General features: G+C 74.2%; 17 protein-coding genes. 9 read left to right on the forward strand and 8 right to left on the reverse strand.

Features of this window, described 5'->3' with window-relative positions:
* Positions 1-4: 4 nt before the first annotated feature.
* Complete coding sequence (locus ACIBCA_RS19515) at positions 5-775, forward strand: hypothetical protein (RefSeq protein WP_396284167.1); 771 nt, start codon at positions 5-7, stop codon at positions 773-775.
* A gap of 70 nt (positions 776-845) precedes the next feature.
* On the opposite strand, the gene ACIBCA_RS19520 is transcribed toward ACIBCA_RS19515, so the two are convergent.
* Positions 846-3,185 (reverse strand): glycosyl hydrolase family 18 protein, encoded by a 2,340-nt coding sequence (locus tag ACIBCA_RS19520; RefSeq protein ID WP_396284168.1) that lies wholly within the window; start codon positions 3,183-3,185, stop codon positions 846-848.
* 273 nt (positions 3,186-3,458) lie between these two features.
* Between ACIBCA_RS19520 and ACIBCA_RS19525 the strand changes: the two genes are divergently transcribed.
* The 3 genes from ACIBCA_RS19525 to ACIBCA_RS19535 all read left to right on the forward strand — a co-directional run bounded on the left by ACIBCA_RS19525 (position 3,459) and on the right by ACIBCA_RS19535 (position 5,429).
* Positions 3,459-4,091 (forward strand): class I SAM-dependent methyltransferase, encoded by a 633-nt coding sequence (locus tag ACIBCA_RS19525; RefSeq protein ID WP_396284169.1) that lies wholly within the window; start codon positions 3,459-3,461, stop codon positions 4,089-4,091.
* Positions 4,088-4,738 (forward strand): hypothetical protein, encoded by a 651-nt coding sequence (locus ACIBCA_RS19530; RefSeq protein ID WP_396284170.1) that lies wholly within the window; start codon positions 4,088-4,090, stop codon positions 4,736-4,738. The genes ACIBCA_RS19525 and ACIBCA_RS19530 overlap by 4 nt, the downstream gene beginning before the upstream one ends.
* 103 nt (positions 4,739-4,841) lie before the next feature.
* Complete coding sequence (locus tag ACIBCA_RS19535; RefSeq protein WP_396284171.1) at positions 4,842-5,429, forward strand: TerD family protein; 588 nt, start codon at positions 4,842-4,844, stop codon at positions 5,427-5,429.
* 49 nt (positions 5,430-5,478) lie between these two features.
* On the opposite strand, the gene ACIBCA_RS19540 is transcribed toward ACIBCA_RS19535, so the two are convergent.
* Positions 5,479-7,152 (reverse strand): ABC transporter permease, encoded by a 1,674-nt coding sequence (locus ACIBCA_RS19540; protein WP_396284172.1) that lies wholly within the window; start codon positions 7,150-7,152, stop codon positions 5,479-5,481.
* Positions 7,149-8,075 carry an ATP-binding cassette domain-containing protein gene (locus ACIBCA_RS19545; RefSeq protein ID WP_396284173.1) on the reverse strand — a complete coding sequence of 309 codons (927 nt, stop codon included), beginning with the start codon at positions 8,073-8,075 and terminating at the stop codon, positions 7,149-7,151. Before ACIBCA_RS19545 ends, ACIBCA_RS19540 begins: the two co-directional genes overlap by 4 nt.
* A gap of 141 nt (positions 8,076-8,216) precedes the next feature.
* Between ACIBCA_RS19545 and ACIBCA_RS19550 the strand changes: the two genes are divergently transcribed.
* On the forward strand, positions 8,217-8,726 hold the full coding sequence (locus ACIBCA_RS19550; RefSeq protein WP_396284174.1) for a GbsR/MarR family transcriptional regulator: 510 nt from the start codon (positions 8,217-8,219) through the stop codon (positions 8,724-8,726).
* Between the two features lie 52 nt (positions 8,727-8,778).
* On the opposite strand, the gene ACIBCA_RS19555 is transcribed toward ACIBCA_RS19550, so the two are convergent.
* Positions 8,779-10,182, reverse strand: a complete 1,404-nt coding sequence (locus ACIBCA_RS19555) for a lytic murein transglycosylase (RefSeq protein ID WP_396284175.1) — start codon at positions 10,180-10,182, stop codon at positions 8,779-8,781.
* A 578-nt stretch (positions 10,183-10,760) separates the two neighbouring features.
* Here ACIBCA_RS19555 and ACIBCA_RS19560 point away from each other — a divergent pair.
* Positions 10,761-11,144, forward strand: coding sequence for a hypothetical protein (locus ACIBCA_RS19560; RefSeq protein WP_396284176.1), 384 nt, complete (start codon positions 10,761-10,763; stop codon positions 11,142-11,144).
* Between the two features lie 17 nt (positions 11,145-11,161).
* The gene (locus ACIBCA_RS19565) at positions 11,162-11,443 is read left to right on the forward strand and encodes a hypothetical protein (RefSeq protein WP_396284177.1); all 282 of its coding nucleotides are present in this window, start codon (positions 11,162-11,164) and stop codon (positions 11,441-11,443) included.
* A 15-nt stretch (positions 11,444-11,458) separates the two neighbouring features.
* Here ACIBCA_RS19565 and ACIBCA_RS19570 read toward each other — a convergent pair whose 3' ends face one another.
* The 3 genes from ACIBCA_RS19570 to ACIBCA_RS19580 form a co-directional block, all read right to left on the reverse strand.
* Positions 11,459-13,027 (reverse strand): alpha/beta hydrolase, encoded by a 1,569-nt coding sequence (locus ACIBCA_RS19570; protein ID WP_396284178.1) that lies wholly within the window; start codon positions 13,025-13,027, stop codon positions 11,459-11,461.
* Positions 13,028-13,316: 289 nt separating this feature from the next.
* Complete coding sequence (locus ACIBCA_RS19575) at positions 13,317-13,955, reverse strand: NAD(P)-dependent oxidoreductase (protein WP_396284179.1); 639 nt, start codon at positions 13,953-13,955, stop codon at positions 13,317-13,319.
* A 95-nt stretch (positions 13,956-14,050) separates the two neighbouring features.
* Positions 14,051-14,977 (reverse strand): EamA family transporter, encoded by a 927-nt coding sequence (locus ACIBCA_RS19580; protein WP_396284180.1) that lies wholly within the window; start codon positions 14,975-14,977, stop codon positions 14,051-14,053.
* Positions 14,978-15,088: 111 nt separating this feature from the next.
* On the opposite strand from ACIBCA_RS19580, the gene ACIBCA_RS19585 reads away from it, so the two are divergent.
* A complete protein-coding gene (locus tag ACIBCA_RS19585; RefSeq protein WP_396284181.1) occupies positions 15,089-15,610 on the forward strand; it encodes a MarR family winged helix-turn-helix transcriptional regulator in 522 nt (173 codons plus the stop codon).
* Between the two features lie 60 nt (positions 15,611-15,670).
* Here the strand turns inward: ACIBCA_RS19585 and ACIBCA_RS19590 are convergent, their stop codons facing one another.
* A complete protein-coding gene (locus ACIBCA_RS19590) occupies positions 15,671-16,525 on the reverse strand; it encodes a methyltransferase domain-containing protein (RefSeq protein ID WP_396284182.1) in 855 nt (284 codons plus the stop codon).
* On the opposite strand from ACIBCA_RS19590, the gene ACIBCA_RS19595 reads away from it, so the two are divergent.
* Positions 16,524-18,080: a PLP-dependent aminotransferase family protein gene (locus ACIBCA_RS19595; RefSeq protein WP_396284183.1), complete on the forward strand. Its 1,557-nt coding sequence runs from the start codon at positions 16,524-16,526 to the stop codon at positions 18,078-18,080. The two genes, ACIBCA_RS19590 and ACIBCA_RS19595, sit on opposite strands and share 2 nt — an antisense overlap.
* Positions 18,081-18,083 lie beyond the last annotated feature (3 nt).

An 18,083-nucleotide genomic window follows, 5' to 3' on the forward strand; every position in this document is an offset into this window, starting at 1 on the left:
TCCCATGTCCGAGTGGGTGGCCTTGGCCATCGCCATGGCGGCGGCCTGTGCCGTCGTGGTGGCGGTGGTCGTGCTGAGGCACCGCAGGATCGGCGCCGGGAAGAACGTCGACGAGACGCCGGACGTCATCGAGTACATCACCATGATGATCGGCGTGGTCTACGCGATCGTCCTCGGGCTCGCCATCGCGGGCGTCTGGGAGGCGCGCGGCGCGGCCCAGGACGACCTGTTCCGCGAGGCGCAGTCGCTGCGCGAGGTGAGCGACCGCGCGGTGGTCTACCCGGCCGAGTTCCGCGACCAGCTCCGCGCGGACGTGGACGGGTACGTGACCTTCGTGGTGAACACCGAGTGGGACTACATGGCCAAGCACGGAGAGATCTCCGAGCAGGGCGACCGGCTGCTGGACAAGATCCAGAACGAGGTCGCCACCCGGGCGCCCGCCTCGGACTTGGAGTCCCAGGCCTACCAGCCGATCATGGACCGGATCAGCCAGACGTCCGACGCCCGCCACCAGCGCGGCCAGGCCGCCGGTCCGACGATGCCGGGGGTCGTGTGGTTCGGCCTGATCGCCGGGGCCGTGATCACCGTCGGCATGCTGTTCGCGCTCCAGATCCGGCGCACACCACGGGAGTTGATCCTGGCGGGCTGTTTCAGCGCGCTGATCGCCTTCCTGCTGTTCATGATCTGGGACTTCGACGATCCGTTCTCCCGGAGCGTCTCGGTGACGACCCAGCCCTTCGTGGACCTCTTCCCCTCGCTCAACCTCAAGAGCTGACCGGGGAGAAGGCACGGACGGCCCGCGCGAGACTCCTCGCGCGGGCCGTCCTACTTCATCTGACGGAACGTCAGCGCAGCGCCGAATCCATCGAGTTGAACATGGTGCCGGCGGCGTCGTCGTTCTCCAGGGAGAAGGCGAACAGACCGCCGAGGCCCTTGCTCCTCGCGTAGGCCCCGCGCGCCTGGACGGCCTGCGGGGTGTCGCCCGTCCAGAAGTTGGTGCCGTCGTACACCCAGCTGCTCTCCGTCACCGGGTCCCAGTGGGTCTGCGCGGCGCTCGGGTTGAGCTCCTTCCAGGCGGCGAGGCCGGCCTCCTGGCTGAGCGGCTTCTTGGCCGTCGGGCCGGTCGCGCTCTGGTACAGGCCGAAGCCGGACCCGGCCGGGACGCCCGTCCAGCCGCGCCAGTAGAACGGGATGCCGAGCACGATCTTGTTCGCCGGGAAGCCGCCGGGGATGCCGTACTCGGGCAGGCCCGTGGTGTACGCGGTGAGCGTGGTGTCGACGTTGTACTTGCGGGTTCCGGGCTTGATCGGCGTGGTCGGGTCGGCCGGGCTGTCGTGCAGCGGGTCCTGGTGGTTGGTCGGGCCGGTGGCGTCCCAGGAGCCGTGCATGTCGTAGGACATGACGTCGGCGTAGTCCAGGTAGGCGCCGATCTTGTCGGTCTCCAGCTGGGCGATCTTGTCCTGGCCGCTGGGCAGCGCGGCGCTCAGCAGGTAGCGCTTGCCCTGGGCGGAGCCGAGGGCGTCCAGCTGGGTGCGGAACTCCTTGAGCAGCAGGGTGAAGTTCTGCTTGTCGGCGGCGGAGTAGTGGTTGCCCGCGTGGCCGCCGGCCGAGCCCGGGTATTCCCAGTCGAGGTCCACGCCGTCGAAGATGCCCGCCGCGGAGGCCTTGCCGCCCGCGGCGTCACCGGCGACGCCGGTCGGCAGGTTCCCCTTGAGGAACATGTCGAGGCAGGAGGAGACGAAGGTCTTGCGGGAGGCGTCGGTGGCGGCCGCGTCCGAGAAGTACTTGGAGTACGTCCAGCCGCCGATCGAGATGGTGAAGCGCAGGTTCGGGTACTTGGCCTTCAGCTGGCGCAGCTGGTTGAAGTTGCCCTTGAGCGGCTGCTCCCAGGTGTCGGAGCTGCCGTCCACGCTGGTGCCGGAGTTGTAGTCGGACTGGTAGTCCGCGTACGCGTCGCCCGCGCCGTCACCGGCGTTGGGGTTGGAGTCGTTGCCGGAGTCGGACGCCTTCACCGCCTGGAAGCAGGTGAACTTCGTCGGGTCGATGTTGGCGAAGGCGTAGTGGACGACGTCCAGCTTGGCCGCGGCGCCGCTGGTGTCGAGGTTCTTCGGGTAGTAGGCGTTCTCGTAGACGCCCCACTGGTCGAAGTACGCCGAGCGGACGGGCTGCGCGGCGGGGGCGGCGGCCGTGGTGGTGCTCACGGGCGCGGACTGCGCGGAGGCGTGGGAGCCCGAGTAGCCCTGGACGCTGAAGGTGTAGGCGCGGCCCGGCAGCAGGGAGCTGACGGCGACGTCGGTGCCCATGGAGGTGGCGACCAGCTGTCCGTTGGACCACACCTTGTAGGCGATCGGCCCGTCCCCGCTGTTCAGGGTGGACGGCTGCCAGTTCAGCACCACGGCGCCGGAGGTCACCTTGCTGACCGTCACCCCGGTGGGCGTGGTGACCTGGCCGTCGCCGGCCGGGCCGGTGGCGGTGGCCGTCGCGGTCGGCGAGGCGGTGGGGCTCCCGGTGGCGGTGGGGCTGCCGGTCGCGGTCGGGCTGGTCGAGGCCGTGGGGCCGGCCGTCGGGCTGGCCGTCGCGGTCGGGCTGGAGGAGGTGGTCGGCGAGGCCGTCGGGGTGGACGTGGCGGTGGGCCCGGCCGGGCCGGTCAGGGTGAGGTCGTCGGCGTAGTAGGCGCCCGTGCCGTACCAGCCGTGGGTGTAGACGGTGACGGAGGTGGTGGTGGCGCCGGTGGTGAAGGTGCTGCTCAGCTGGTTCCAGCCGGTGCCGCCGGGCGTCCAGGAGGAGGCGTTGACGCCGGTGCCGGTGGCGCCGAGGTAGACGTAGCTGCCCTGCACCCAGCCGGAGAGCGTGTAGGTGGTGTTGGGCAGGACGGTGACGGACTGCTGGCACTGCGCGGTGTCGGACCCGGAGGCGGCGCCGCTGAGGGCGTGGGTTCCGCCGTGCACCGGGGTGGTGACGACGGACCCGTTGGAGCAGGTCCAGCCGGCCAGGGTGCCGGTCTCGAAGTCGCCGTTGGCCAGCAGGTTGACGGGCGCGGCCGAGGCCGGGCCGAGGGTCAGGGCGAGGGCGGCGCCACTGGTGGTCAGCGTGGCGGCCAGGGCCAGGGCGGTCGCTCTGCGGCGCCGGGTGGCGGCCGGGCGGCCGGGCCGTGGAGCGGATGCGGGCAGGACGCGGTCGTGCATGCGGGATGTCCTCCGGAGATGTGGGGGGTTCCGGCGGTGCGTGGCCCGGGTGGGCCGAGGGGAGCCTGCCCTCGCGTGGTGGGGACGCGCGGGCGGGTGACGCGTGCTGACGGGCGGTTCGCGGGCGTGCCGGGGCCTGTCCGGGGAGGCCGACCCGTTCACGTCACGACTGAACAGATTGGACTGGACCAATATTCGCCGTCAAGGGCACCGGCACGCCCGGCCCGGTAGGTTGACCCCGTACCGAGCAGGCCGCCGGACGGAGGACGCGCCATGGACAGCCAGGACTGGGACGACCGCTACGCCGCGAGCGAGCTGGTGTGGGGCGCCGAGCCCAACCGGTGGGTGGTGCGCGAACTGGGCGACGTGAAGCCCGGAACCGCCCTCGACCTGGCCGCCGGAGAGGGCCGCAACGCCATCTGGCTCGCCGGCCGCGGCTGGGACGTCACCGGTCTGGACTACTCCGCCGTCGCCCTCGAACGCGCCGAGCGCCTCACCGCCGACCTGCCCGACGAAGTCGCCGACCGCCTCACCTGGCGCCACGGCGACGCCCGCACCTTCGAGAGCCCCGAGGCCGGCTACGACCTCGTCCTCGTCGCCTACCTCCAGGTGCCCGCCGCGGACCGCCGCACCGCGCTGCGCCGCGCCGCCGACGCCCTGGCCCCCGGCGCCACCCTGCTGGTGGTCGGCCACGACCTCACCAACCTCACCGAGGGCGTCGGCGGCCCGCAGGACCCGGCCGTCCTCTTCACCCCCGAGGACGTCCTCGCCGACCTCGAGGGCCTGGGCCTGCGCACCGTCCGCGCCGAACGCGTGCACCGCACGGTCGGCGCCGACTCCGCGCACGGCGGCGGCGAGGGTGTGGCCGTGGACGCGCTGGTGCGCCTGGAGCGGGGCGCCGCATGACCCTGGCCCTCACCCGGCGCACCCTGCTCACGGGCCTGGCCGCCGCCACCCCGCTGGTGCTCGCGGGCTGCTCCTCCACCAAGAGCAAGAAGAAGGACGCCCCGGTCGCCAAGGCCAGTGACCCGGGCGGTGAAGCCTTCGTGATGATCATCCGCCACGGGGAGAAGCCCACCGGCGACCAGGACGGCCACGACGAGAACGGTAAGAAGGACGGCAAGTCCCTGACGGAACGCGGCTGGGCCCGCGCCAACGCCCTGCCCGGCCTGTTCGCCCCGCCCGCCGCCGGGCTGCGCACCCCCGCCCGGATCCTCGCCGCCGCCGACCAGGGCCCGCTGGCCGGCGCCCACCGGATGCGCCAGACCGTCACCCCGCTCGCCGCCAAGCTCGGCCTCACCGTCGACACCACCCACGCCGAGTCCCAGGAGGGCGAGTTGGCCGCCGCGGCCCTCGCCGGGGCGCAGCCCGTGCTGATCTGCTGGGAGCACTCGCGCATCGGCAGGATCGTCGAGGCCCTCGGTGCGGCCGGCAGCGGCGCGCCCGCGAACTGGCCGGACCGCTTCGACCTCGTCTGGGTGTTCTCCCGCCCGGCCGCAGGCGCCTGGACGTTCCAGGAGGTACGCCAGCACCTCCTGGACGGCGACGCCTGATCACTTCCGGGGTAGGGTCCGAACAGGGCGTCGTCCGATGATCGTGAAGTCGCCACATCAGTGTGGAGGCGTGGCGGACGGCGGCAGGAGCGAGGAGGACACGATGAGCGTTTCGCTGGCCAAAGGGCAGAAGATCAGCCTGGAGAAGCCGGGCGGCGGGCAGCTGAGCGTGGTTCGCATGGGCCTGGGCTGGAAGGCCGCGCAGCGCAAGGGGTTCTTCGCCAAGATGCTGGCCGGCGGGCAGGAGATCGACCTGGACGCCTCCGCGGTGCTGTTCTCCCAGGGCAAGCCGGTGGACGTGGTGTTCTTCCAGCACCTCACCAGCAACGACGGTTCCGTCCGCCACAGCGGGGACAACCTGGTCGGCGGCGCCGGGCAGCAGACCGACGACGAGTCGATCGCGGTCGACCTGCTGAAGGTCTCGCCCGCGGTCGACCAGATCCTGTTCACCGTCAACTCCTTCACCGGGCAGACCTTCCAGGAGGTCGAGGCCGCCTTCTGCCGGCTCGTCGACGAGACCACCGGCACCGAGCTGGCCCGCTACACCCTCACCGGCGGCGGCCCGTACACGGCGCAGATCATGGCCAAGGTGCAGCGCACCCCGAACGGCTGGCAGATGGCGGCGATCGGGCAGCCGGCCAGCGGGCGGACGTTCCAGGACCTGATGCCGGAGATCGCCAAGCACCTCTGAGCACGCCCCCGGGCCCGCTCCGCCGGCGGAGCGGGCCCGAAGGCGTCCTTCAGTCGATGTCCCGGCGTCCGAACCCGGCCAGGCCCAGCGCCAGCAGCGCGGCCGCGACCAGGGTGAGCACCGCGAGCGGCGTCCAGTCCATCGCCGCCGCCGGAAGCCGGGGCACCTGACCGAACGGCGAGAGCCGGTTCAGGGCCGAGGGCAGCTTCAGCAGCGGGCCCAGGTAGCCCACCACCAGCGCGTAGGCGGGGACGATCCAGGCCAGCGGCATCGCCCGGGGCAGCCAGCCGTACACCACCGCCGCCACGCCGACCGTCACCCACTGCGCGGGGGCGAAGGCCAGGGCCGCGCCGACCAGCGCCGGGAACCGCCCCGCGTCGCCGGTGGACAGCGCCCCGGCCAGCCCGAAGCCCGCCCCGGCCGCCAGCAGCACGGCCGTCGAGCCCAGCAGCGCGGCCACCAGGTGGCCGCCCAGCCAGCCCGCGCGGGACACGCCCGTGGCCAGCACCGGATCGGCCCGCCCCGCCGTCTCCTCGGCGCGCGGGCGCTGGGCGGCCAGCACCGCGTACACCGCCCCGACCACGGCCACCACCAGCAGGGTGTACGCGGCGTAGGCGTCGGTCAGCGAGTGCCCGCCGACGCGGGTCAGCGCCTCGCGGATCCGGCCCACGTCCTTGAGCATCGAGTCCGCCTGGCCCAGCACCGAGCCGTACATCGTGCCGAGGAGCAGCAGTGCCGCGGCGAAGCCGCCGATCAGGCCCCGGTGCAGCCGCAGCGCCAGGCCCAGCGCCAGGCCCGGTGCCGTGCCGAGGGCCGCCCCGGCGGCGGCCGGGCCCGGGCGGGCGGCGCGCAGCCCCGCGCCGACGTCCCGGCGGGCGCTCAGCAGGAAGGCGGCCGCGCCGACGGCGGCGGTCAGCGCCAGCAGGGGCAGCAGCGGCCACCAGCGCCCGCCCGCGAACGGGTAGGTGCGCTGCACCCAGCCGATCGGGGAGGCCCAGGCCAGGCCGCTCTCGGCGGAGTCCCCGGCGGCCCGGACGGCGTACGCCGCGCCGATCACCGCCATCGCCAGTCCGGAGGCCGTCCGGGTGTGCGCCGAGACCTGTGCGGTGACGGCGGCCACCGCCGCGAACAGCAGCCCGCCGCCGGCGGTGGCCGCCGCGAACAGCGCCGCGCCGGAGGGGGTGATCCCCGGCACGCCCAGGCCCGGCAGGCCGAGGGCCAGCAGCAGGGCGAGCGCCAGGTTCGCCACGGCGGCCGTGCCCAGGGCGGCGGCCAGCTGGGCGTGGCGGCCGACGGCGGCGGAGCGGATCAGCTCGGCGCGGCCGCCCTCCTCCTCGGCCCGGGTGTGCCGGGTGACGATCAGGACGCTCATCACCCCGGCCAGTACGGCGAGCAGGCCCAGCATCCGGTGGCTCAGCATCGAGCCCCAGGTGTAGTCGGCCAGGTAGTGGCGGGGGCCGGTCATCGCCAGCAGCGCCGGGCTGGTCGAGGAGTTCGCGATGGAGGCCCGGTCGGCGGCCGTCGCGTAGAGGGTGTGCAGGCTGTTCGCGGTGGAGATCGTCAGCAGTCCCAGGCCCAGCACCCAGACGCCGAGCCGGACGCGGTCGCGGCGCAGCGCGAAGCGCAGCAGGGCGGCGGTGCCGGTGAGCGTGCCGAGCGTGCCCCTGGGGGAGCGGCGGGGCGCGGACTGCGGGCGGGCGGGCGCCTTGGCGGTGGTGGTCATCGCGCGGCCTCGTCCGCGACGGGGTGCCCGTTGGCGGCCAGCTCGTCCCCGTAGTGGCGCAGCATCAGCTCCTCCAGCGTGGGCGGGTGGCTGACCAGGCTGCGCACCCCGGCCTCGCTCAACAGCCGGACGGCGGCGTCGAGCTGCGCGCCGTCCACGGCGAAGCGGACGTGGGCGCCCTGGGTGCGGACGGCGTGCACGCCGGGCAGCGCGTCGAGGCCCGCGACGGGGCGCAGGGTCTCGGCCTCGACGGTGGTGCGGGTGAGGTGGCGCAGCTCGCCGAGGGTGCCGGTCTGCACGACCTTTCCGCGCCGGATGATGCTGACGCGGTCCCCCAGCTTCTCGACCTCGTCGAGGATGTGGCTGGAGAGCAGGACGGTGCGGCCCTGCTCCTTCGCCTGGCGCACGACGTCCTGGAAGACCACCTCCATCAGCGGGTCCAGGCCGGAGGTCGGCTCGTCGAGGAGCAGCAGCTCGGCGTCGGAGGCGAGTGCGGCGACGATGGCGACCTTCTGGCGGTTGCCCTTGGAGTAGCTGCGGCCCTTCTTGGTGGGGTCGAGGTCGAAGCGGTCGATCAGCTCCGTGCGGCGGCGGGCGTCGGGGCGCCCGCGCAGGCGGGAGAGCAGGTCGATGGCCTCGCCGCCGGTGAGGTTGGGCCACAGCTCGACGTCCCCGGGGACGTAGGCGAGGCGGCGGTGCAGCTCGACGGCGTCGTGCCACGGGTCCAGGCCGAGCAGGCGGGCGGTGCCGCCGTCCGCGCGCAGCAGGCCGAGCAGAACCCGGATGGTGGTGGACTTCCCGGCTCCGTTGGGGCCGAGGAAGCCGTGCACCTCACCGGTCTCGACGGTGAGGTCGAGGCCGTCCAGGGCGGTGGTCCGGCCGAAGTCCTTGCGGAGGCCGGACAAGGTGATTGCCGTGGTCATGCTTCCGAAGCTACCGTAGTTTCAGAAGAACGTGAATATTGGGAAGGCATTAAAGTTCGAGGCGCAGTGATCAGCAGTGATCAGCAGCGATCAGCAGTGATCAACCGGATCGACCGGATCAACGGGAAAGGACGACGGGCAGTGGCGGAGCAGGAGGCGGTGCGGGAGCCCGGCGACCAGGCGGTGTCGGACTTCGTCGAGCGGTTCGCCGGCGAGCTGGTGGTGGCGGGCATGCAGCGGATGCCGTCCCGCATCTTCGCCTGCCTGATGGCGGAGGAGAGCGGGGTGCTGACCTCCGCCGAGCTGTCCGAGCGGTTGAAGATCAGCCCGGCGGCGGTCTCCGGCGCGGTGCGCTACCTCATCCAGGTCGGGCTGGTCGCCAAGGAGCGCGAGCCGGGCTCGCGGCGCGACCGGTTCCGGGTGCTCAACGACGTCTGGTACGAGTCGCTGACCAGGCGGGACGAGATCATGATGCGCTGGATCCGGGTGCTCAGGGAGGGCGAGAACACCGTCGGCACCGGGACGGCCGCGGCGGCGCGGATGGCGGAGACGGCGGAGTTCTTCGAGTTCATGACCAAGGAGCTGCACGGCATGCTGGAGCGCTGGCGCACCCGGCACGAGCAGCCCTCTGATGGGTGGCACGGGGCGTAGCGGACATGCGGAAGGGCCCGGCGCGAGTTCTGCGCGGGCCCTTCCCCATGGGTCACTTCGTCGGGGCCGCCGAGGGGGAGAGCGCGGCGCTCGGCGTGGTGGCGGCTGCTGCGGCCGGGGTGGTCGCGGCGGTGGTCGCCGTCGCCGTGGCCGTCGTGGTCGGGGAGGGGAGCGGGCAGCCGTCGGGGCCGGTGGGCGTGGCGGTCGGGGAGGGGCTGCCGGACGGCGTGGCCGTGGCGCTCGGGGACGGCGTGCCGGAGGGCGTGCCACTGGGAGTGGCGGTCGCGCTCGGGGTCGGGCAGCTGGTGGGCGTGCCCGACGGGGTGCCGGTGGGCGTCGCGCTCGGGGAGGCGCTGCCGGACGGGGTTCCGCTGGGGGTCCCGCTGGGCGTGGCCGAGGGGCTCGCGGACGGCGAGGGCGAGCCGCCGGGTGTGGGCGTGCCGGTGGTGGGCTCGCCGGTCGGCGTCGTGGCGGGGGTGGTGGGCGTGGTGCTCGGCTGCGGCGCGGGCGACGGGGTGGTGCCGCCGGTGGACCCGCCCGTGGGCGGGACGTACGGGGAGGGCAGCGGGGCCGGGGTGCCGGCGCGGTCCGGGACGGTGGCGACCGAGCCGCTGCCGAAGTGGACCATCCAGTTGCGGACCGTCCGCAGGTACTCGGTGGAGTTGTTGTAGCTCAGGACCGCCCGGTCCAGCTGGGCCGGGTCGGCCAGGTCGCGGCCGCCCGCGCAGAGGTAGCGCCCGGCGGCCTCGGCGGCGTCGAAGATGTTGTTCGGGTCGGCCTTGCCGTCCCCGTTGGCGTCCACGCCCCAGGAGGCCCAGGTGGAGGGGATGAACTGCATCGGCCCGACGGCGCGGTCCCAGCGGGAGTCCCCGTCGTAGAGGCCGCCGTCGGTGTCGGGTATCGCGGCGAAGCCGCCGCCGTTGAGCACCGGGCCGAGGATGGGCGTCAGCGTGGTGCCCGCGGCGTCCACCTGGCCGCCGTTGGCCTGGCCGGACTCGACCTGGCCGATCGCGGCCAGCAGCTGCCAGGGAAGGTGGCAGCCGGGGGAGCGCTGGGCGAGGCGGGCCTCGGCCTGGCGGTAGGCGGCGAACACCGTGGCGGGCAGCGCGGGTCCGTTGGCGGTGAACGGCCCGGCCGCGGGCTGGCCGGGAAGCCCGGGCAGACCGGGAACGCCCGGTATGCCGGGAGGCTGCGGCAGCTGGACCGTCCCGCCGCCGTCGGCGGGGCCGCCGGGGGTGGTGCCGCCCGGCGTCGGGAACAGGCTGCCGCCGCCCGGCGCGGAGGCTCCGGCGGGAACGGCGGCGGCCTCGGCCGCCGCGGTCGGCGCCATGCCGAGGCCCGTCACCTGGGAGCCGGTCAGCGCGGCGAGCGCGGTGAACACCGCCGCCGTCCCCGCGATCCGCTTGCCGATGCGGAGCCTGCGCCCGCCCCCGTTGCCGCCTGCCGTCGCCGCCATGCTCTTGCTGCCCCTCCCGTAGCCGCCCCGGACGCTCCCGGAACGGTTGAGACCTCGTCATCGTGCCCGCCTGCCGCGGGCAAGCCCCCGCCGCCGGACGATTAGTATCACGACGATCCGACGGCGGAGGGTCGCCCGAGGTGAACGCCCCGAGCGCAGTGCGGGCCTGAACGACCGGCTCCCGGCCGGGGCGGTGCGCCGCCGGAACCGGTACGAACCACTCCACCCGCACCCACCCTCCGGGCGGGGAACGCGAGTTGGCCGAGGCCACAACGGGGCATGTCGCGCGGGCTGCGGAGCCGTCCCCGTGCCGTCGGGGGCGCTTCGGGGCACGGCGGTGGTGCGTGCGCGTATCGGCGGGCTCCGGGCGCCGCCCGCCGCCCGTACGGCTGACCTGGCGCGATGGGCGCCGGCGCTGCGCCCGTCCTGAGCGGGCCCTCTAGCAGGACGGCGGCCCCGGCACCAGGAAGTGGCCCCAACTCCCGCCTGGACGGGTGACGTTCTGGTGAATGTGGGCATGCCAGGGCCGGGGGAGCGCCATGCTGTGCCGCGTGACGACGTGGATGGAGGACCGGACCGTGAGCGCGAACCTGCCGGAGACCGTCGCCGAGGGGGCGGTCGTCCTGCCGGCGCCCCCTCGGGTGGTCGACGACCTCGCCCGAGACCTGACCCATGCCGCGGCCGCCGTCCGGGCCGTCTCGCGGGTGTGCCGCGGCGGTGGGGACGTCTCGGTGGCCGCGTACACCGCCGTGGTGTGCACCGGCCGTTCGGCCGCCCGCGCGCTGGAGGAGGCGGCCGCCTGGTGCCGCCAGGCCCCGGAGGCGGAGGTGCACTCCCTCGCCTGGGCCCGGGTGCCGGGCCACCGCGAGGACGTGGACGAGTACCGCGTCACCCTCGCCGTCAGCTTCCCCGACGAGGAGACCGGGGAGCATCTCGGCGACACCCACCGGGCCCGCCGCTGACGCCGTACCATCAACCCATGAACACTGGGGGTACGAACGACGTGGCGGGTGGCATGGAGCAGACGGAACCGGGCGGCGGCGACGGCCCGCGGGAGCTGTCGCGGGCCGCCGCCGTGGGCGCCACCGTGCTGGCGGTGCTCTGCGGATGCGCGGTGATGCTGGCCTTCCTGAACTGGCTGGGGTGGAGCATCCCGCTGATCGGCGTGCTGGTCGCCAAGGCCGGGATCAAGCTGGCGTTCGCGGGCTTCGTGGGCCTGGCGGCGGGCTTCGCGTGGCTGCGCACCCGGTTCAGGCGGTAGGCCGTGGCTTTCGGCTCAACCGGCCTGCGGGGTCGGGCAGGTGAGGTCGTGCTCGGGTGCCCGGTCGTCCAGCAGGTACCGCTCGACGACGTCGGTGACGCAGGTGTTCGCCGTGGGGTACTGGCCGTGGTCGCCGCTGCCGGTGACGGTGACCAGCCGGGAGCCGCGTAGGGCGCGGTGCGCGCCGACGGCGGCCTCGTAGTAGGTGGCCGGGTCGTGCACCGAGTTGAGCATCAGGGTCGGCGGCAGGTGGGCGCCGGTGACCTTCACCCGGGGCGCCGGGTCGGTCGGCCAGGCGGCGCAGACGGCGCTGAACGCGAGGGTGCGGGGGCCGACGAGCGGGTAGCGGGCGGTCAGTTCGGCGCTGCGCTCGACCCAGGTGTCCAGGTCCCGGTTCCACGGGGTGTCGGAGCAGGTCACGGAGAAGTACTCGGCGGTGAACTCCGGTCCGAGGTAGTGGCCGAAGGCCTTGTGGGCCAGGTCCTTGGCGTCCGGCCCGGCCGCCTGCCAGTCGTCGAGGGCGGTCAGGGCCTGGGCGAAGGAGGGGAAGTTGGAGGCCAGGTAGACCGTGCCGATCGCGCCGTTGTCCAGCTGGTTCGGGCCGATCGTCAACGAGCCGTCGACGATGGGCTTGTCGTGCAGTCCGGCGCGCACCCGCTCCCAGTGCGCCGTGACCTCCTCGGGCGTCGAACCCCAGTGGTAGGTGGCGTCCCGGGCGGCGAGCCAGGGCACGAAGTCCTCGTCGAAGCGGCGCTGGAAGCTCATCGGCTGGCCGAGTTCGAACCTCTCCCAGGTGCTCTCCCAGCCGATGTTGCTGTCGAGGATCAGATGGTCGACCCGGTGCGGGAAGAGCGTGCCGTAGTAGGCGCCGATCATCGAGGCGTAGGAGGGGCCGAGGTAGCTGAGCTTGCGCTCGCCGAGCAGGCCCCGGAACAGGTCGACGTCGTGGGCGGTCTGCACGGTGTTGATGTAGGGCAGCAGGTCGCCGCTGTTCCGTTGACAACTCTCGGCGAACTTGCGGGAGTTGTCGATGACCTTGGCGATCGCCTCGGGGGACCGGTCACGGTAGTCGCCCGCCAGGAACCCCTGCCACTCCTCCTGGGTCTCGCACACCACGTGGGTGCTCCGGCCGACCCCGCGCTGGTCGAGGCCGACGATGTCGTACACGGCGGCGACCTTGGGCGCGGCCTTGACCAGCCCGGCCGGCCGGACCAGCCCGTTCTGCGCGCCCGGTCCGCCGGCGCCCAGCATCAGCGTGCCCTTGCGCCCGGCGGCGTCGGTGGCCTTGTGCCGGGAGACGGCGATGCTCAGGTCGGCCAGCCCGGAGTCCGGGTCGGTCCAGTCGCGGGGCACGGCCATGGTGGCGCATTCCAGGGCCGGCTGCCCGTCGCAGGGCTGCCAGTCGAGGATCTGGTGGCTGTAGCGGGCGGGCACCGCGACGGCGTCGCCCGGGTCGCGGCCCTCGGGAGCCGAGGTGGCCGAGGTGGCCGCGGAGGCGGCGGTGGCGGGCAGGGCGAGCCCGGCGACGGTCGCGGCGGCGAGCGCCAGGGCGGCCCGGCGGGAGCGGGAGGAGGTCGTGTTCACGGGAACGATCCTTCCGGGCGCGGCCCTGACGCTCGATCATGCGGGCATCAGTCTTGGGGGTGGTGCTGGATACACCCTGAGACCGACCCCTAAGGGGGCAGGGTGTGTCGTTCGGCTCACGTCGGATGGGCGGGCGGCGTTGGGGTGCGTGCATCGGCGGTGCCGAGGAGGGAGCCACTGCGGTGGGGGCACCTCCCGGCCGAAGGCTGGGGGCCATTGGCGACTGACGAGAAGCCGTCGAGGTGCGTGCCCCGGCGGCGGCCGCCCGGCGTGAGCCGAACGACACACCCTAGTAGGCCGCCGTGAAGCGGGTGCGGCGGTGGGTCGGGGTCTCGGCCTCGTCGAGGAGGGCGACGGCGAGGTCCTCCATGGAGATGGCGGAGTTGCCGTCGGCGTCGAGGAGCAGATCGTCGCGGCCGAGCCGGTAGCGGCCGGTGCGCTCGCCGGGTTCCAGGAGTGCGGCCGGGCTCAGGTACGTCCAGTCGACGGCGGGGTCGGCGCGGTAGAGGTCGAGCTGCTCGTTGCAGGCCAGGGCTATCGGGCGGATCTCGTCCGGGAAGGAGGGGTCGTCGACGAGGGTCACGCCGTCCGTACCGGGGACGGTGAGGCTGCCCGCGCCGCCGACGGCCAGCAGCCGTACGTCCGTACCGGTGAGGCCGGCCAGCAGGCCCCGGGTGGCGGCGGGCAGTTCGTGCTCGCTGCCGGGGGCCGGGCGGGTCGCGGTGATCACCAGATCCTGGCCGTCGGCGATCCGGGCGACGGCCTCCGGGTCGCGGGCGTCACCGACGGTGATGGCGACGGTCGGTGGGAAACCGTGCGCCCTGGCGGCGTTCCTGACGACGGCGGTGACCTCGTGGCCGCGGGTCAGGGCCTCGGTGACGACCCGGCGGCCGACGTTGCCGGTGGCGCCGAAGACGGTGATGCGCATGGGGTTTCTCCTCGGGAGGTGTTCGGGCGTCGGGAGGTGTTCGGGCGTCGGGAGGTTGTTCGGGCGTCGGGAGGTGTTCGGGTGTCGGGAGGTGCTCAGGCGTTCTCGTGGACGGACCGGGCGCGGGCCGGGTCCGCCTTGTCGGCCGGTGGCGGCGGGGCGGTGGGCCGCTGCCGTTGGGTCTGCGCCGAGACGAGCGCGGCGAGGACGATCAACGCGCCGAGCGCCTGGAACGGCGAGAGGTCCTGCCCGAGCGCCAGCCAGCCGAGCGCGGTGGCGACCACCGGGCTGAGCAGGGAGAGGAAGGAGGCGGAGGTGGGCGGAAGGGCGCGCAGCCCGCGGAACCACAGGGCGTAGGTGAGCGCGCCGCCGATGAGGCTGAGGTAGGCGTAGCCGAGCAGGTTGGTGCCGGTGAGGTCGGAGGGCGGCGGCCCCTCGACGAGCAGGGTGACCGGCGCGAGCATCAGCCCGCCGGCGGCGAGCTGCCAGCCGGTGGTGGCGAGCACCGGCGCGGGGGAGGCCCAGCGCTTGGAGAGGACGACGCCGGTGGCCATGACCAGGGCGCCGCCGAGCGCGGCGGCCACGCCGACCATGTCGAGCTGGGCGTTGGCGCGCAGCACGAGCAGGCTGACCCCGGCGACTCCGGCGATGCCGGACAGCACGGTGCGCAGCCTCAGCCGGTCGCCGAGCAGGGCGGCGGAGAGCCCGGCGGTGACCAGCGGCTGGACGGCGCCGACGGTGGCGGCGACGCCGCCGGGCAGGCGGTAGGCGGCGACGAACAGCAGGGCGAGGAAGACGCCGATGTTGAGCGCGCCGAGGACGAGGGAGCGCCACCACCAGCTGCCGGTGGGCAGTCGGCGGGTGAGCGCGATCAGCAGCAGCCCGGCGGGCAGGGCCCGGAGGGTGGCGGCGAGGAGCGGGCGGTGGGGCGGGAGGAATTCGGTGGTGACGAGGTACGTCGATCCCCAGACGGCGGGGGCGAGTGCGGTCGCCAGCACGATCCCGAGTCGTTGTCTTAGCACTAAGCCAATGTATCTCACTGCTAAGACATATTCCATCCGAGGGTGGGAGTGAGGTGGCTCACGGTTACCTCATCACTAAGGAATCGAGGGGCATCCCCTACCCTGAGAGGCGTGGCAGAGCATGCAGATCACGTGGACCGCGTCGTCGCTCAGTGGGGGGCCGAGCGACCCGACCTGGACGTCTCGCCGATGGAGGTGTTCGGCCGGCTCAAGCGCCTTCACCGCCTGGTGAGCGCCGAACTGGACCGCACCTTCGCCCGGCACGGCCTGGACGCCGCCTCCTTCGACGTCCTCGCCACCCTCAAACGCAGCGGCCCGCCCTACCGCCTCACCCCCAGCGGCCTGATGCAGTCCTCGATGGTCACCTCCGGCGCCGTCACCCAGCGCCTCGACCGGCTGGAGGCCCGGGGCCTGGTCACCCGCACCCGCAGCGACCAGGACGGCCGCAGCCGCGAGGTCGCCCTCACCCCCGAGGGCCACGCCCTGATCGAACGCGCCCTGCCCGACCACCTCGCCACCGAGCACCGCCTGCTGGAGGGCCTCGACGACACCCGCTCCGCCGCCCTGGTCGACGCGATGCGCACGATGCTCACCGCGCTCGGGGACACCGAGGGCCCGCCGGTGCGGGGCTGAGGCTCTACGGCTGGGGCTTCACGGTTGGGACTTCGCGGCTGGGGCTCTATGGCTGGGCCTTCACGGCTGGGGCTTCACCGCGACCGCCTTGAAGAAGGTGTAGAGGAACGTCCCGCCCGGCTCGGCCGCGCGCCGCAGCTCGGTGAGGCCGCGGTCGAACGCCTCGGCGGTCGACAGTCCGGCGGCCAGCGCGTCCGCCCGTACGGACTCGACCATGGCGATGAACGTCCGCCGGGTGAAGCCCTCCACCAGCGCCGGGCGGGCGTCGTCCACGTAGACCACCCGAGGGCGCACCGTCACCTGCGCGAAGCCGGCTTTCGTCAGCAGCGGGTGCAGCCGGCGGCCGATCAGCGCGTCCCCGCCCGCCTCGGCCTGTAGGTGCACCAGGTGGTCGATGGTCCGGCGGGCGGCCGGGCTCTCCGGGTGGAAGAGCGTCGAGCCGTGGTCGCCCTCGATCACCGTGACCGTCCCGCCCGGGCGCAGCACCCGGCGCAGCGCGGCCAGGGCCGCCACCGGATCGGGCAGGTGCTCGAGGACGAAGCACAGGAAGACGTGGTCGAACGAGCCGTCCGGGAAGGGCAGTTCGTGGAGGTCCCCGTGGTGCCAGTGGATGTCGGTGCCCGGCGCCTCGGCCGCCACCCGCTCGCGGGCCCGCGCCAGCGAGTCGGCGGACAGCTCCACCGCCGTCAGCCGTACGCCCGGGCTGGCCGCCAGCAGGTGCACCGTCTGCGCGCCCACCCCGCAGCCCGCCTCCAGCACCCGGCTGCCCGCCGGGAAGGCCGTGCCCGCGTGCAGCAGGTCGGCGAGGGTGTCGGCCTGGTCGCCGAGGCGCTGGGCCTCGTGGGGCGAGTAGCCGTGGACGTAGGCGGTGTCGGGGTTCGGGTTGCGCGTGGTTTCCATGGTTTCCGTGGTCATGGCTCCACCCTCGCGCCAGTATGGACCGGTGAACAGGTCCAAAGAGGAGCCACTCGACGGGTCCAAAGCGGCCGGGTCCAGGGTGGATGAGGCCGGCGCCGACTTCCTCCAGCTCGACCCCGCCCACGCCCCGCGCCGGGGCCTGACCGACTGGCTCGCCGAGCAGCTGCGCGCCGCCGTCGCGGACGGGCGCCTGCCCGCCGGCAGCAGGCTGCCCGCCTCCCGGCTGCTCGCCGGCGAGCTCGGCGTCTCCCGCGGCGTCGTCACCGACGCGTACCGGCGCCTCGCCGAGGAGGGGCGCGTCCTCGGGCGGGGCAGGGGCGGCACCGTCGTCGTCGCGGCCCCCGCCGGGCGCGCGCCCGCAGCCGTACGGCCGGTGGCCGCGCAGGGGCCCGGGCTGTTCGCGGAGGAGCCCGAGCGCGAGGTGTTCGACCGGCTGCGGGCGGCCCCCGCCCGGATCGACCTCACGCCCGGGGTGCCCGACCTGGCCGCCTTCCCCCGCGCGGCCTGGCTGCGCGCCGAACGCGCCGTCCTCGACACCCTCGCCGCCTCCGACCTCGGCTACGGCGACATCCGCGGCACCTCCCAGCTGCGCGGGGCCGTCGCCGACTGGCTCGCCCGCACCCGGGGCATCCGCACCGACCCCGAGGAGGTGCTGATCGTCGCCGGGGCCTCCCAGGCCCTCGCCCTGCTCGGCCGCGCCCTGGGTCGCATCGGCGTCACCGAGGTCGCCGTCGAGGATCCGGGCTCCCTCGGCACGCGCCAGCACCTCGCGCACTGGCTCGGCGCTTCCGTCCCGCCCGTCCCGGTCGACGCCGAGGGCGTGCGGGTGGACGCGCTGCGCGCCCTCGGGGCCCCGGCCGTCCTGCTCACCCCCGCCCACCAGTACCCGACCGGCGTCGTCCTCGGCGGCGAACGGCGGCGCGAGCTGCTGCAGTGGGCGGCGGACGGGGGCCTCGTCCTCGAGGACGACTACGACGCCGAGCACCGCTACGACCGCGCGCCCGTCCCCGCCCTCCACGCCGTCCTGCCCGACCGGGTCTGCTACCTGGGCACCGTCTCCAAGCTGCTCGCCCCCGCGCTGCGCACCGGCTGGCTGCTGGTGCCGCCGAGGCTGCGCGAGGACGTCCTGGAGGCGAAGCGCTTCGCCGATCTCGGCAACCCGATCCTGCCGCAGCTGGTGCTCGCCCGGCTGATGCGTTCCGGTGAACTGGAGCGCCACCTGCGGCTGTTGCGCCGCAGCCACCGCCGCCGCCGGGACGCCATGATCGCCGCGATCCGTGCCCACCTGCCGGAGGCGACCGTCCACGGTGCCGCCGCCGGACTGCACCTGATGCTCACGCTGCCGCTGCAACCCGGCTGTACGGACGCGGAGTTGGCGGCGGCCGCGCTGGAGCGGGGCGTGAAGGTGCAGCCCCTGTCCTGGCACGCGCGGCTGCCCGGCCCGCCCGGGCTGGTGCTCGGCTACGCGGCCGTCCCGGTGGGGGAGATCGCCGAAGGCGTGGCGGTGCTGGGGGAGTTGACGCGACTCAGCCGAGGTCCAGGGCGTGTCTGACAA

This window comes from Kitasatospora sp. NPDC051170, from assembly GCF_044455705.1.
In the GTDB taxonomy this organism is placed as follows: Bacteria; Actinomycetota; Actinomycetes; order Streptomycetales; family Streptomycetaceae; genus Kitasatospora.

Coding starts and splice junctions, on each gene's coding strand:
- ACIBCA_RS19535 (WP_396284171.1), top strand. CDS start 4,842: ATGAGCGTTTCGCTGGCCAAAGGGCAGAAGATCAGCCTGGAGAAGCCG.
- ACIBCA_RS19575 (WP_396284179.1), bottom strand. CDS start 13,955: ATGCGCATCACCGTCTTCGGCGCCACCGGCAACGTCGGCCGCCGGGTC.
- ACIBCA_RS19545 (WP_396284173.1), bottom strand. CDS start 8,075: ATGACCACGGCAATCACCTTGTCCGGCCTCCGCAAGGACTTCGGCCGG.
- ACIBCA_RS19595 (WP_396284183.1), top strand. CDS start 16,524: ATGGCTCCACCCTCGCGCCAGTATGGACCGGTGAACAGGTCCAAAGAG.
- ACIBCA_RS19515 (WP_396284167.1), top strand. CDS start 5: ATGTCCGAGTGGGTGGCCTTGGCCATCGCCATGGCGGCGGCCTGTGCC.
- ACIBCA_RS19565 (WP_396284177.1), top strand. CDS start 11,162: ATGAACACTGGGGGTACGAACGACGTGGCGGGTGGCATGGAGCAGACG.
- ACIBCA_RS19530 (WP_396284170.1), top strand. CDS start 4,088: ATGACCCTGGCCCTCACCCGGCGCACCCTGCTCACGGGCCTGGCCGCC.
- ACIBCA_RS19540 (WP_396284172.1), bottom strand. CDS start 7,152: ATGACCACCACCGCCAAGGCGCCCGCCCGCCCGCAGTCCGCGCCCCGC.
- ACIBCA_RS19590 (WP_396284182.1), bottom strand. CDS start 16,525: ATGACCACGGAAACCATGGAAACCACGCGCAACCCGAACCCCGACACC.
- ACIBCA_RS19555 (WP_396284175.1), bottom strand. CDS start 10,182: ATGGCGGCGACGGCAGGCGGCAACGGGGGCGGGCGCAGGCTCCGCATC.
- ACIBCA_RS19520 (WP_396284168.1), bottom strand. CDS start 3,185: ATGCACGACCGCGTCCTGCCCGCATCCGCTCCACGGCCCGGCCGCCCG.
- ACIBCA_RS19525 (WP_396284169.1), top strand. CDS start 3,459: ATGGACAGCCAGGACTGGGACGACCGCTACGCCGCGAGCGAGCTGGTG.